Source organism: Rhodococcus sp. 852002-51564_SCH6189132-a, from assembly GCF_001665495.1.
In the GTDB taxonomy this organism is placed as follows: Bacteria; Actinomycetota; Actinomycetes; order Mycobacteriales; family Mycobacteriaceae; genus Rhodococcus; species Rhodococcus pyridinivorans.
On the sequence record NZ_LZMJ01000067.1, the window covers coordinates 1 to 12811 of the forward strand.

Consider the following 12811-nt stretch of genomic DNA (forward strand, 5'->3'; position numbering starts at 1 on the left):
TACGGTGGGCCTGCACTCGTCGATCACGTCGGGTCGCACCCAGCCGGCGCCAATGCCACTGCTAACTGCGAAGAGCCGAATTACGCAGCCTCGCGATGGATCTGGCCACCACCTTCACCGCCGGTGTCCCTACCGCAGCGGTCGCACGAGCCCGTGAACAACTCGCGACTGCCGACGGCCTGATCGCGGTGAGCCCGGTCTTCGCCGCCGGTTACTCGGGTCTGTTCAAGATGTTCTTCGACGCGCTCGATCCGGACACGCTCACCGGTGTGCCCACGTTGCTCGCCGCGACCGCGGGTAGCGCCCGACACTCACTGGTCCTCGACCATGCGATGCGGCCGCTGCTGAGCTATCTGCGTGCGCTCGTCGTGCCCACCGGCGTCTTCGCCACCACCGACGACTTCGGAACAGGCGAGGCCGCCACGGCACTGAAGGGGCGGATCGGCAGGGCGGCGGACGAACTCGCCGAGCAGATCACCCGCAGCACGGGATCACCCCGCGGGTTCTCGGACGCCGTGCCCGCCGGACGGCCGCGCGTGTCGGGAAACGCGGTCCGCACGGACGGGCCGTCCTTCCGGGAACTGCTCGGACGTCACCTGGGGTGAGCCCCGACGTCGCGGACCGGTTCGGTCGTCCGCCGGCGGATGCGCGCTGAGCAGGTTCGCGGCGAGAGCGAAGCTCGGCCGCCGGGCCGTTCGCCCGGTGCAGCCCGCCGAGAACGAATCGGCGACTTGCCGTTCCCTGAAGCCACACCTATAGTTCCTTAAGTTATGGGGTCTAACTTAAGGTGACCGGAGGAACGAGCGGGGTGGCCGGCGTCCGCAGACGTGTACGCAAGATCGACATGGAGGACATCATCCGTGTCGGTCGAGCGATCGGGCTGCGACAGTTGAGCCTCAACGCTGTCGCCGCGGAACTCGGCGTCTCCACAACGGCGCTGTACCGCCACGTGGACGGTCGCTGGGGACTCGAACTCGTCGTGGGGGAGAGTCTGCTCGGCGATCTCGTTCTGCATGACGATTCGGAGCACGACATCGAACGGCACCTGCTGTCGTTCGGTCTGCAGCTACGCGCGTTCGTCCTTGCCCATGCGGGCCTGGGAACCTACATGCAGACCCTCTTCCCGCGTGGGGAAGCGGGGCAGCGGCTGATGGTGAGCGAGGTCGAGGCTCTCGTGCGCCGCGGGTACACACCCGACGTCGCGGTCGCACTGGCGAGTGCGGTGGCGAGCACCGCGATCAACTTCGCGGTCGCCGAGGAAGCGCAGCTCGAGCGTATCTCGGGGCTCCGACAGCAACGCGACGACGTCGCCGAACGGCTGAGCACCGACGAACGCTTGGGTGAGGCCCATCGCGACCTTCCGGAATTCGACCACGAAGGATTCTCGACGATGGTCCTCACGGCGACGATCCGAGGTCTACTGGCGGTCGGTCCGGTCGGGCGACCACTGCACGAGGTGGTCGCCGATCTCGAATCGACCGGGATGGGACTGCGATGATGCGGGCCGGATCTCTGCAGGGCCGGCTACCTCGAGTCGGGATCGGTTGCGTCGACGACGAATTCCGGCCTCGGCAGCTCGTCGTTGCCGTGATCATCGCGTTGTTCGATCGGCAGGTCGTCGATGGCGGGGTGCTCGATATCGTTCTCATCGATTCCCTCGACGGGAACCAGTTCGGTTCCGATGCGAGGGTGAGGGGATCGGTGGCGATATGGAGCACCCGACGCCAGGCGTCCTCGGGTAGTTCGGGAATCCGGTCCATCGGATCGAGTCCCAGCGATTCCCTTGACGGGGGCAACGAAATCGGTTCGCTCTGCGTCATTGCTCATCCTTCCGGGTTGTCCTCGGCGGTTCGGTGCCCTCCGTGTCGGCGGACCCGACCGTCGGTCGGAGGGCAACCTCTTCGGCGCCGAGCAGTGCCGGACTCAGTAGATCGGCGAGTTGCATACGGGCACGCCTGATCCGGCTCTTCACCGTCTGCACACCCACGCCCTGGTGCGTGGCGATCTCGGCGTAACCGAGCTGCGCATACTCACGCAACACGATGACAACCCGAAACTGTTCGGGGAGAAGGAGAAAAGCTCGCCGGACCACATCACCGTCGACCACGCTCTCGGCGAGAGGCGTTTCCCCGGAGACGTATTCGTCCCCGAGCCGTTCGTCGAGGACCTCACCACGTCGCGTCCGCACGACAGCGAGCGCCGCATTGCTCGCGATGCGATACAACCACGTTCCGGATGTTGCTGTGCCACGGAATCTGCCGAGATTCTGCCACGCCGCGATCAGCGCATCCTGCAGTGCATCCTCGGCGTCGTGCCGGTTTCCTGTGATCCGGACGCAGACCGCCCACACGCGTTCCCGTGACGGTGCGACGAGCTCGGCGAACGCTGCCCGATCGCCTGCCCGGCACCGCTCGATCAACTCGGCTTCGTCCATCGAGCCCCCTCGCCATCCCGAGCAGTCACATTGCCCCACATGCGCATTCGAGACTCGGCTCGACGGGCGGCGGAGTTACGAACGTTTCGCGGCCCGAAGTGGTCGACGCCGTCGGGGGCAGCGTCGACCACCCGTCGACAATACCGCGAGATCAGTTCTCGCCCAAGCCTATCTCCTCGGAGCGGACGAATTTCACGTACTGGGTGGCCAAGCGCTGTGACATCGTACGAAGCGAGTCGTTCTCGGGAGCCTCGTTCCCCACCGGCCGCAGCCCGAGAGTTCGGCCACGTACCGCTCGTGGACCATCGACCGTCTCCGCGAGCGCAGCCTCGAAGTCCCGGTGCTCGTGCTCACGACCTTCGACGACGACGAACTCGTGCTCGCGGCCCTACGTGCCGGAGCCCGGGGAAATCTCCTCGAGGACGTCACGCTCGAGCAACTCGCCCGTGCGGTACGGACCCTCGAGGAGGGTGGCACGCTCGTCGCCCCCTCGATCACCGACCGGTTGCTGCGCGCGATCCGCTCCGCTCCACAGCCTGACGACACCCCGGTCGTGCAGGAGTTGACCGAACGTGAACTCGAGGTGCTGCGGTTGATGGCCGAGGGCTTCGGCAACCGCATGATCGCCGACGTGCTGTTCCTGGCCGAGGGCACCGTGAAGAACCACGTGTCGTCGATCCTGCTCGAGCTCGGCGCCCGGGACCGCACGAATGCGGTCCTCCGAGCCGTGCGGGAGGGAATCCTGCGGTGACGGTCAGATCAGATCCTCGCCGTCCCGTCGGGCCTGCAGCCACTCCTTGAAGAACCCGCGGCAGAGCGCCGCCAGCACACCGGCGACGAGTACGGGCCAGATCAGGACGTAGACGGTCAGTGCGAGCGTGCTCATCGGTTCTCCTTCTCCGGAGTGGTCGCCGCGGCGTCCGTCTCGGACCCAGGGGTTTTCGCCGAGGCAGGGACGTTCGCCGAGGCAGGGACGTTCGCCGAGGCAGGGGCGTTCGGGGAGTCAGGGTCGGTTTCGGGTGTCACGTCGTCCGCAGCCACGTCGAAGTCACCGACACGCTGCGCGATGACCTCGAAGTCGAAGTTCTCGTCGGAGTTCACGGACATCGCCCAGCACACGACCGTGCTGACCGCGTAGGCGACGAGCGAGGCGCTGAGCACGGCGTAGTCGTGGACCGAGCCGAGCGCGAAGGGCGCCACGACCCCCGCGGCGACGACACCGATGACGCGTGCGGCCCGGAGTCCGAAGAAGCCGAATGCCATCAGACCCGCGATCACGCCGACACCGACGACCGATGCGATGTCCACCGTCCAGGCGAGCACCCCGTCCATCGGGAACCACCCGAAACGCACCGGCAGGAACGCTGCCAGGGCGACGAGCACCGACGTCGTGAACGCCTTGTTGGTGACCTTGTGCCAGTAGAAGCTCGCGATGACGGGGAAGACCAGCGCACCCCAGAGCGCGCCGACGAACACGAGCAGGTCGAGGATGCTCAATCTCATGCTCGCGAACGCCACGGCGGCTGCGGTCGCGACGACCATCGTGGCGCGCCCGATGAAGAGCATCCGCTTGGGATCGGCATTGCGGGTGCCGCCGGCGATGTTCTGGCCGTAGATGTCGGCCATGACGATCGACGACAACGCCGACAGGTCGGAATCGGCCGTGGACGACAGCGCACCGATGATCATGACGAAGAACACGACGACCAGAGCCGTGGGCAGGAAGGACGCCACCATCTGCGGCACGATGTTGTTGACATCGCCGTCCATCGGGTCGATGCCCAGGTACAGCGCGAGCACACCGAACATGCCGACGCCGATGACGGTGGCGCCGTAGCCGATCGTCGCGGTGACGAAGGTGGGCTTGATGAGATCCTCCCGCACCGCGAACAGGCGCTGCGCGATCGTCTGGTTGCCGATGGCGTACGCGAGCACGGCGGCGATGTACGGCGCGCCCTGGTTCAGGAAGGCATCGCTGGAGAAGAAGTCGCTCTGCTGGTCGGTGAGGTTCCCGGAACCACCGTCGAACGCGGCGGGGAAGCCGGTGATGAAGAAGACCGCCGGGATGATGACAACGACCGCACCGAGCATCGCCACGACCTGCATGAAGTCGGTGAGCACGGACGCTCGGAAGCCGGACCACAGGGTGTAGAGCAGCACACCGGCGGCGATGAAGACGACACCCTGGACGAAGCCGAACGGCGAGATCAGCGAGATGAGCACACCGCCGGCGATGAAGTTGGACATCAGGCTGATGAGGCTGCCGACGAGATTCGAACCGGCCAGCATGAGCTGGCTCGACCGCCCGTGCCGGGCGAACATGACCTCGGCGAGGGTGTGTGCTTTCGGGGCGACCGCGCGGATGCGCTTCCCGAAGGGGTAGATGAACAGGATCATCAACGCGCCCCACAGCCCGTAGTGGATCGGGCCGGAGATGCCGTAGGTGTATCCGGAGGTCGCCGAGGCGTACAGCGAGGACGCCCAGATCCAGGTGGCGGTCATGCTGGCCGCCGACACCCCGAAACCGACCTTGTTGCCGGCGGTCATGTAGCCGTCGGCGTTCTCGTCCTTCTTCCCGATTCGGGCGGAGACGAGAAGCGTTCCGCCGTAGAAGATTACGAGCAGGGCAACGATCGTCGCGGCGCTGAACCGAACGAGCTCGGTGCCGTTCACTGCGACCTCCTTCGTGTTCGCGTCACGTCCGCGGTCGTCGGAGCGCAGTGGAACGCAGGGCGCGCTGCACGCGTCCTGTCTGTCGGTTCCGCTGCGGCGTCGGTCCGATCCACCGCCGGACGGTGGGCATGCGTCGGGCGCCCGATCGGCCACGGGCCGGCGGGCGCGGCATACCGCTCCAGCAGGGCACGCCCGGATCCGGGCGTGTGCCGACGAAGTGATCGGCGGCGTTCTCGTCGGCGCTCGTGGGCTGCACGGGCGCGCGCCGCCGGCGCGAGGGGTGTCCTCGGTCGGGTGATGTGCACGCGGAGGGGCGATCCGGGCCGGCCCCGATGGTCGCCTTCTCGGTGCACTGCTTCGCCGGCCGGGGCAGATTACCATGTCCTTTGCGGCAGTAACTTTTTCGCTCCTGCGCCCCCGCTGTCTGCGCAGGTGACGGCACCTGCGCAGCGGTGGTGCGCGTCAGCGCCAGGAGACGGGCGCGCCCCGCTCCCGCAGCCACGCGTCGAGGTCGTGGCCGTGCGCGGCGATGCCGTCCACCGCCCGCAGTGCCGTGTCGATCGCCGTCTCGGCCACGGCCGCGTCGATCATCCCGGCGGTGACCGCGACCACCAGTTCGTCGATGTCCTCGACCGTCGTGTCGCGGCCCGTGCGGACGATCAGGTCGAGATAGTGGTCGCGGGAGTACCAGACGTCGCCCTCGCGCCGAAACTCACCGACGTCGACGTAGCGGTCCTGGTCGCGTTCGTTGCCCGGCGTGAAATGGAAGATCGAGGCCCGCAGACGCAGGTCCGGCAGCAACCACGATTCGAGATAGTGGAACTGCGGGTGGTCGGACGATCGCGCCATGTACAGCCCCCACTCCTCGACGCGGTACTCGTCGACCGCCCGCGCGAAGCCCTTGGGGTCGATGTTGGTCTTCGTGGCGACGTCGAAGATCTCGGTCTTCACGGGATGCGGGGTCGCGGACACGGGATGCACGCTAGCGTGCGAACCGCGCCGCACGCAGGACCGCGATGCGTGTCGGTGGGAGCGCTTACTCTGGATTCCATGGCGTTCGCAAGTGAGCATCCCGTCGTCGCACACTCCGAGTTCCGGCCGGTGGGTGAGATCGAGCGCACCGAGGCCCGTTTCGAGGTCGTCAGCGAGTACGAACCGGCCGGCGATCAGCCGGCCGCCATCGACGAGCTCGAGCGCCGGCTGAGGGCGGGGGAGAAGGACGTCGTCCTGCTCGGTGCCACCGGTACCGGCAAGTCCGCCACCACCGCGTGGCTCATCGAACGCGTCCAGCGACCCACCCTCGTGATGGCGCCCAACAAGACCCTGGCCGCGCAGCTCGCCAACGAGCTGCGAGACATGTTGCCCAACAACGCAGTCGAGTACTTCGTCTCGTACTACGATTACTACCAGCCCGAGGCGTACATCGCGCAGACCGACACCTACATCGAGAAGGACTCGTCGATCAACGACGACGTCGAGCGGCTGCGGCACTCCGCCACCTCGTCGCTGCTGTCCCGCCGCGACGTCGTGGTGGTCGCGTCCGTCTCGTGCATCTACGGTCTCGGTACCCCGCAGTCCTATCTCGACCGGTCCATCCAGCTCGAGGTCGGTGTGGAGGTGCCGCGCGACGCGCTGCTGCGCCTGCTCGTCGACGTCCAGTACGCCCGCAACGACATGGCGTTCACCCGCGGATCGTTCCGCGTCAAGGGCGACACCGTCGACATCATCCCCGCCTACGAGGAACTCGCCGTGCGGATCGAGTTCTTCGGCGACGAGATCGACGCGCTGTACTACCTGCACCCGCTCACCGGCGACGTCGTGCGCAAGGTCGACTCCCTGCGCATCTTCCCGGCCACCCACTACGTCGCCGGTCCCGAGCGCATGGAACGCGCCGTCGCGAGTATCGAGGCCGAGCTCGAGGAGCGCCTGGCCGATCTGGAGAACCGCGGCAAGCTGCTCGAGGCGCAGCGTCTGCGCATGCGCACCCAGTACGACATCGAGATGATCCGGCAGGTCGGCTTCTGCTCCGGCATCGAGAACTACTCCCGCCACATCGACGGACGCCCCGCCGGGTCCGCGCCGGCGACGCTCATCGACTACTTCCCGGAGGACTTCCTCCTGGTCATCGACGAGTCGCACGTCACCGTGCCGCAGATCGGCGCGATGTACGAGGGCGACATGTCGCGCAAGCGCAACCTCGTCGACTTCGGTTTCCGTCTCCCGTCGGCGGTCGACAACCGGCCACTGACCTGGGAGGAGTTCGCCGCCCGCATCGGGCAGACGGTCTACCTGTCGGCCACCCCCGGCCCGTACGAGCTCGGACAGACCGGCGGCGAGTTCGTCGAGCAGGTCATCCGGCCCACCGGCCTCGTCGACCCGCAGGTCGTCGTCAAGCCCACCAAGGGGCAGATCGACGATCTCGTGCACGAGATCCGCGAACGTGCCGAGCGCGACGAACGCGTCCTCGTCACCACCCTCACCAAGAAGATGGCCGAGGACCTCACCGACTACCTGCTCGAACTCGGTATCCGGGTGCGCTATCTGCACTCCGACATCGACACCCTGCGCCGCGTCGAACTGCTGCGACAACTGCGCCTGGGCGAATACGACGTGCTCGTCGGCATCAACCTGCTCCGCGAGGGTCTCGACCTCCCCGAGGTGTCGTTGGTGGCGATCCTCGACGCCGACAAGGAAGGCTTCCTACGGTCGACGACCTCGCTGATCCAGACCATCGGCCGCGCGGCCCGCAACGTCTCGGGCGAAGTGCACATGTACGCCGACAAGATCACCGACTCGATGGCGCGGGCCATCGAGGAGACCGAACGGCGGCGCGAGAAGCAGATCGCCTACAACACCGAACACGGTCTCGATCCGAAACCGCTGCGCAAGAAGATCGCCGACATCCTCGACCAGGTCTATCAGGAGGCCGAGGACACCGAGGCCGTCGAGGTGGGCGGCTCCGGCCGCAACGCTTCGCGTGGTCGCCGAGCCCAGGGCGAGTCCGGACGGGCCGTCAGCTCCGGTGTCGTGGAAGGCCGCGACACCTCGACGATGCCGCGCGCCGAACTCGCCGATCTCGTGCAGCAGCTCACCGACCAGATGATGCAGGCCGCCCGCGACCTGCAGTTCGAGCTGGCCGCACGGCTTCGCGACGAGATCTCCGATCTGAAGAAGGAACTGCGCGGGATGGACGCCGCGGGCCTGAAGTAGTCGCCCGGCCCGATCGGCGCCGGCGACTCGGTAGGGTCCACTCCCATGGATCCCTCTTCCGCCGGGCGTGCTGCCCGCGCACTCGAGCTGCTGCATGTGGTCGTCTACTTCGCGCCGGACATCGCGGGCGAACTCGCCGCGCTCGGTGTCGACGGACCGGCTGCGCAGTACTTCGGTGGACGCGCGGCACCCCTGGGTGCCGTCGGCCCCGGGGTCGTGACAGCGACGTTCTGCAGCTTCTCGCCCCGCCTGGTGGCATCGGCCGTCCCGGCAGTGTGGGAGACGGCCGAGCCGGCCACGATCATCGCGGCGCGGTTGCGGGCTCTGGACGCACTCCATCGACGGGTCCTCGGGCAGGACGTACTCGGCTCCGCGGAGATGAACGAGGCGGCGGACCTCGCGGCCACCGCGGCGCGGGCGATTCCCGGCCCGGACGGTCGCCCGCTCTACGCCGCCTACGCCGACCTGCCCTGGCCCGAGGAGGCGCACCTGCGCCTGTGGCACGCCCTGACCCTGCTGCGCGAGTATCGCGGCGACGGTCATATCGCGGCCCTGCAGACGGCAGGGCTTTCGGGGCTCGATGCGCTCGTCACCCACACGGCGACCGGTATCGGGTTCGCGACCGATCCGGCCCGGAAGCTGCGGGGCTGGTCGCGGGACGAGTGGGCGGACGCCGAGAAGGGATTGCGCGGGCGCGGCCTGCTCGACAAGCGCGGCGAGCTCACCGGTGAGGGCTTCGAGGTCCGCGAACTCGTCGAGGATCTCACCGACGACCTGGCGGTCGCGCCGTGGACTGCGCTCGGTGAGGAGGGGGTGGAACGTTTGCTCGACCTCGCGTTGCCGTGGCGCGACGCCTTCGTCGACGCCGAGGTATTCCCTGCCGGCCTGTTCGGCCCGCGTTACGGTGACGCGCGGTAACATCAAACCTGATTGTGGGATGAGACCCAAACGTCCCACCCGGGCCGCCCATCCCGCTACTGTCGACGCAGCGTATGGCGGGGGAGCGTGCGTGTCCTCCGTCGACGACGGCATCGGCGGCCCGCGTCGATGGACCACACACTCGATGGAGGATGAATGAGCGCCTACCGGACCATAGTCGTCGGAACCGATGGTTCCGAATCGTCGTATCGGGCCGTGGAGAAGGCAGCTGCTCTGGCCGGCGACGCGGGCGCCCAACTGGTGATCGCCTGCGCCTACTACCCGGCCGACCCCAAGGACACCGCACAGGCCGCCGACGCGCTGCGCGACGAGGCGTACCAGGTCACCGGCTCGGCACCGACCTACGAGATCCTGCGCACCGCACGGGAGAAGGCAACCGTCGCCGGCGCCCGCAAGATCACCGAGCGGCCCATCGTCGGTGCACCTGTCGAATCGCTCCTCACGCTCGTCGAGGAGGTCGAAGCCGATCTCATCGTCATCGGCAACCGCGGCCTCAACACGCTGACCGGGCGCCTGCTCGGCTCCGTCCCCTCGGACGTCGCCCGCAAGGCCCTGTGCGACGTGCTGGTAGTGCACACGGTCCGCTGACGGATCAGCAGTACTCCTCGCGGGCGGTTTCGAGATAGCGCGCGGCGGCGTCGTCCGCCGACATGCGCGAACCCGAGGCGCCCGCGGCGTAGGCGGCGATCGGCCGGAGCGTGACGAGGACGTCGTGCTCCGGCACGCCCGCGCGCAACTGGTCGCACACCCCTCGCACCACCGCAAGCACCGTGTCGTCCGTGACGTCGGCGACCAGGCCGGACGCCTCCAGTGCCTCCTTCACCCGCAGGAAACGCGCGTCGGGCGGCGTCGACGAGGTAGGGGATACCGACGTCGTGGACGTCGCGGCCTGCGCCTCGTCCTGGGTCGCCGTGACCGATCCGCACGCGGCGGAGACGAAGAACCCGCTCAGCGCCGCGATCGCAGCGCACCCCGCTCGACGTATCCGGTGGTGCGCTGCCCGATAGGCCACGTGTTCGTTCCCTCCGCGGATGATCCGTCCCATCTCCTTGCCCCGAAGGACGGTACCGTCCGGTGGCCGGTCCCGGGGTCCGCTCGGCGGTGTCGGCCGAACCGTGTCGGTTCAGCAGCGTGTCGGTCCGGCGATACCGGCCAGCACCTCCGGCAACGCCTCCGAGTGCACCACCCCGAGACGCTGGGTGGCGCGGGTCAATGCCACGTACAGGTCGTTCATCCCGCGTGAGGAATCGGTGAGAATCTCCGCAGGTTCGACGAGCAGCACCGCGTCGAACTCGAGTCCCTTGACCTCCTTGACGGTCGCGACCGTGACCGACTCGGACGCGAGATGCTCCCACGCACCCACGAGTCGCGCCGGGGCGAGCACGGCAGTCGTACCCGGGCCGGTCTCCGCCTCGAGAGCTGCCTGCACGGTGGCGAGCACCGCGTCCGCCTCGACGTGCTGCGACCACGGCTCGAAACCGGACTCGCGCACCGACCGCGGCGGCACCTGGTCGGGATCGATCTCCGCGAGCACCGCGTGCGCGATCCGCATGATCTCCGCCGGCGTGCGGTAGTTGACCGTCAGTTCGGTCTTCTTCCACCGGTTCGCGACATACGGTTCGAGAATCTGCTGCCACGACTCGGTTCCCGCCGGATCCCCGGTCTGCGCGGTGTCGCCCACCAGGGTCATCCAGCGATTCGGGATGCGGCGCATGATCGTTCGCCACGCCATCGCCGACAACTCCTGCGCCTCGTCGACGATCACATGACCGTACGTCCAGGTGCGATCGCCGGCCGCCCGCTCCGCCGTGGTCTCGTGACGACGGTGGTTCTGCCGTTCGGCGAGCTGGGTGGCGTCGATCAGGTCGTACGCCATGAGCAGTTCAGGATCGAGGTCGTCCTCGAGATCCTGCGGTGCCGAACCGGTGAGGATGTCGAGTGCGCCCTGCGCGTCGGCGATCTGCTTACGCCAGCGCCGCTTCGCGCGTTCGCGTTCGGCGGCGTCGTCCACCCCGAGCAGTTCGGCGAGCTCGTCGAGCAGTGGAGCGTCGGCGGCGCTGAAGTGTCCCGATGCATCGGGACGGTGCAGCGCATCGATCTGCTCGTCGGTCAGGGCCGGAGCCGCCGACGCGATCCGGTCGCGGGAGGCCAGCAGATCCGAGAGCACCTGCTGCGGGGACAGTTCCGGCCACAGCGCGTCGATCGCACCGACGATGTCGGGATCCGAACGCATCTCGGACCGGATGTCGTGGATGTCCTCCCGGCTCAACAGGTTCGCGCCACCGAGCGGGTTCGATCCGATGATCCCGGCCAACTGGTCGGCGAGGGCATCGATCACACCGTTCACGAAGATCGGCCGGGCCAGGTTGTGCGGCCGACGGGACGACCGGGCGCGACCCCGCGCACGGGTCACGATCGTGCGGTCGAGGGTGAGCGCGTAGGTGTCGAAACTCAGCTGCACGGGGGATCGGGGCACCTCCTGCCGGTCGCGGACCGCCTTCTCGAGCACCTTCACCATGTCCAGGGAGCCCTTCAGTTCGCCGGCCATCGGATCGTCCTCGATCGTCGGCGTGACCCCCGGATACAGATCCCCCACCGTCGACAGCAGCACGCCGGTCTCACCGAGCGAGGGCAGCACCTGACCGATGTAGTCGAGGAAGCGGCTGTTCGGGCCCACGATCAGCACGCCGCTCTTGGCCAGTTGCTTGCGGTAGGTGTAGAGCAGGTAGGCCGCGCGGTGCAGCGCGACCGCGGTCTTGCCGGTGCCCGGACCACCCTGGACGACGAGCACACTGCGATGCTCGGACCGGATGACCGCGTCCTGCTCGGCCTGGATCGTCGCCACGATGTCGTGCATCTGCCCGGTACGCGCGGCGTTCAGAGCGGCGAGCAGCGCCGATTCTCCGGCCACGCCACCGGCCGGTGGGGTGTCGGCGTGCTCGAGCGCCGCGTCGAGGTCGAGGTACTCGTCGTGCAGTGCGGTAACGGTGCGGCCGCGGCTGCGGAGGTGGCGGCGCAGCACGACACCGTCCGGAGCGGCGGGGGTCGCGAGGTAGAACGGGCGGGCCTGGGGTGCGCGCCAGTCGAGCAGCAGCGACTCGTAGTCGTTGTCCTCGTCGAGGATGCCGAGGCGGCCGATGTAGCGGGTCTCCGCGCCGTCCTCCGTCACGGGGCCGGAGGTGTCCGTCCCGTCGTCCCGCACATCGATGCGGCCGAAGCACAACCCGTGCTCGGCGGCGTCGTACTTCGCGATGTCCTCGGTGTACATGTGGGTGTACGCCTCGCGTTCGCTGCGCGCCTGTGGGGTGCCTCCGGTCTCGCGCAGCACGCGGGCCAGCCGGGTCTTCGCGTAGGCGCGCAGACCGTCGAGATGCGTGTAGAGCATCGCCACGTAGGCCTGCTCGCGGTCGAGCTCCGGATGGGACGCGCCATCAACCGGCACAGGGACTCCTCGGGGATAGACAGGACGAGATCGCTCGCCGCCGCAGGGGTGACGCGTCGACGAAAGTGCCCGAGAAGTCTAGTCGCCGCAGGAGGAAAACGGGCAGAAAGCCT

At 68.0% G+C, this 12811-nt stretch carries 12 protein-coding genes; 6 read left to right on the top strand and 6 right to left on the bottom strand.

What is annotated here, in order from left to right; genetic code table 11:
• The first annotated feature begins 95 nt into the window (after positions 1–95).
• The gene (locus A5767_RS16315; protein ID WP_442978768.1) at positions 96–605 is read left to right on the top strand and encodes a CE1759 family FMN reductase; all 510 of its coding nucleotides are present in this window, start codon (positions 96–98) and stop codon (positions 603–605) included.
• Between the two features lie 239 nt (positions 606–844).
• Entirely contained in the window at positions 845–1498 is a 654-nt protein-coding gene (locus A5767_RS16320; RefSeq protein ID WP_064852722.1) for a hypothetical protein, read from the top strand.
• Positions 1499–1816: 318 nt separating this feature from the next.
• Here the strand turns inward: A5767_RS16320 and A5767_RS16330 are convergent, their stop codons facing one another.
• Positions 1817–2434: an RNA polymerase sigma factor gene (locus A5767_RS16330; protein WP_064852713.1), complete on the bottom strand. Its 618-nt coding sequence runs from the start codon at positions 2432–2434 to the stop codon at positions 1817–1819.
• A 340-nt stretch (positions 2435–2774) separates the two neighbouring features.
• Here A5767_RS16330 and A5767_RS16335 point away from each other — a divergent pair, with 340 nt between their 5' ends.
• Entirely contained in the window at positions 2775–3185 is a 411-nt protein-coding gene (locus tag A5767_RS16335; protein ID WP_006553993.1) for a LuxR C-terminal-related transcriptional regulator, read from the top strand.
• 3 nt (positions 3186–3188) lie between these two features.
• Here A5767_RS16335 and A5767_RS23795 read toward each other — a convergent pair whose 3' ends face one another.
• The 3 genes from A5767_RS23795 to A5767_RS16345 form a co-directional block, all read right to left on the bottom strand.
• Positions 3189–3320 (bottom strand): putative transporter small subunit, encoded by a 132-nt coding sequence (locus tag A5767_RS23795; RefSeq protein ID WP_006553992.1) that lies wholly within the window; start codon positions 3318–3320, stop codon positions 3189–3191.
• Positions 3317–5107, bottom strand: a complete 1791-nt coding sequence (locus tag A5767_RS16340) for a sodium:solute symporter family protein (protein ID WP_064852723.1) — start codon at positions 5105–5107, stop codon at positions 3317–3319. The genes A5767_RS23795 and A5767_RS16340 overlap by 4 nt, the downstream gene beginning before the upstream one ends.
• Before the next feature lie 462 nt (positions 5108–5569).
• Complete coding sequence (locus A5767_RS16345; protein WP_064852724.1) at positions 5570–6088, bottom strand: DUF402 domain-containing protein; 519 nt, start codon at positions 6086–6088, stop codon at positions 5570–5572.
• A 69-nt stretch (positions 6089–6157) separates the two neighbouring features.
• Here A5767_RS16345 and uvrB point away from each other — a divergent pair, with 69 nt between their 5' ends.
• The 3 genes from uvrB (at position 6158) to A5767_RS16360 (ending at position 9844) form a co-directional block, all read left to right on the top strand.
• Positions 6158–8317, top strand: coding sequence for an excinuclease ABC subunit UvrB (gene uvrB, locus A5767_RS16350; protein WP_019289647.1), 2160 nt, complete (start codon positions 6158–6160; stop codon positions 8315–8317).
• Positions 8318–8362: 45 nt separating this feature from the next.
• The gene (locus tag A5767_RS16355) at positions 8363–9235 is read left to right on the top strand and encodes an SCO6745 family protein (protein WP_064852714.1); all 873 of its coding nucleotides are present in this window, start codon (positions 8363–8365) and stop codon (positions 9233–9235) included.
• Between the two features lie 156 nt (positions 9236–9391).
• Positions 9392–9844 (top strand): universal stress protein, encoded by a 453-nt coding sequence (locus A5767_RS16360; RefSeq protein WP_006553987.1) that lies wholly within the window; start codon positions 9392–9394, stop codon positions 9842–9844.
• Between the two features lie 4 nt (positions 9845–9848).
• Here A5767_RS16360 and A5767_RS22730 read toward each other — a convergent pair whose 3' ends face one another.
• Together A5767_RS22730 and A5767_RS16370 are read right to left on the bottom strand one after the other, a co-directional pair.
• On the bottom strand, positions 9849–10268 hold the full coding sequence (locus A5767_RS22730) for a DUF732 domain-containing protein (RefSeq protein WP_082937724.1): 420 nt from the start codon (positions 10266–10268) through the stop codon (positions 9849–9851).
• 111 nt (positions 10269–10379) lie between these two features.
• A complete protein-coding gene (locus tag A5767_RS16370; RefSeq protein WP_064852715.1) occupies positions 10380–12698 on the bottom strand; it encodes a HelD family protein in 2319 nt (772 codons plus the stop codon).
• Between the last annotated feature and the right edge of the window lie 113 nt (positions 12699–12811).

Bases quoted from the DNA above. Each gene is read 5' to 3' on its own strand.
- A5767_RS16360 (WP_006553987.1), top strand. From the start codon at position 9,392: ATGAGCGCCTACCGGACCATAGTCGTCGGAACCGATGGTTCCGAATCG.
- A5767_RS16315 (WP_442978768.1), top strand. From the start codon at position 96: ATGGATCTGGCCACCACCTTCACCGCCGGTGTCCCTACCGCAGCGGTC.
- uvrB (WP_019289647.1), top strand. From the start codon at position 6,158: ATGGCGTTCGCAAGTGAGCATCCCGTCGTCGCACACTCCGAGTTCCGG.
- A5767_RS16355 (WP_064852714.1), top strand. From the start codon at position 8,363: ATGGATCCCTCTTCCGCCGGGCGTGCTGCCCGCGCACTCGAGCTGCTG.
- A5767_RS16330 (WP_064852713.1), bottom strand. From the start codon at position 2,434: ATGGACGAAGCCGAGTTGATCGAGCGGTGCCGGGCAGGCGATCGGGCA.
- A5767_RS23795 (WP_006553992.1), bottom strand. From the start codon at position 3,320: ATGAGCACGCTCGCACTGACCGTCTACGTCCTGATCTGGCCCGTACTC.
- A5767_RS16320 (WP_064852722.1), top strand. From the start codon at position 845: ATGGAGGACATCATCCGTGTCGGTCGAGCGATCGGGCTGCGACAGTTG.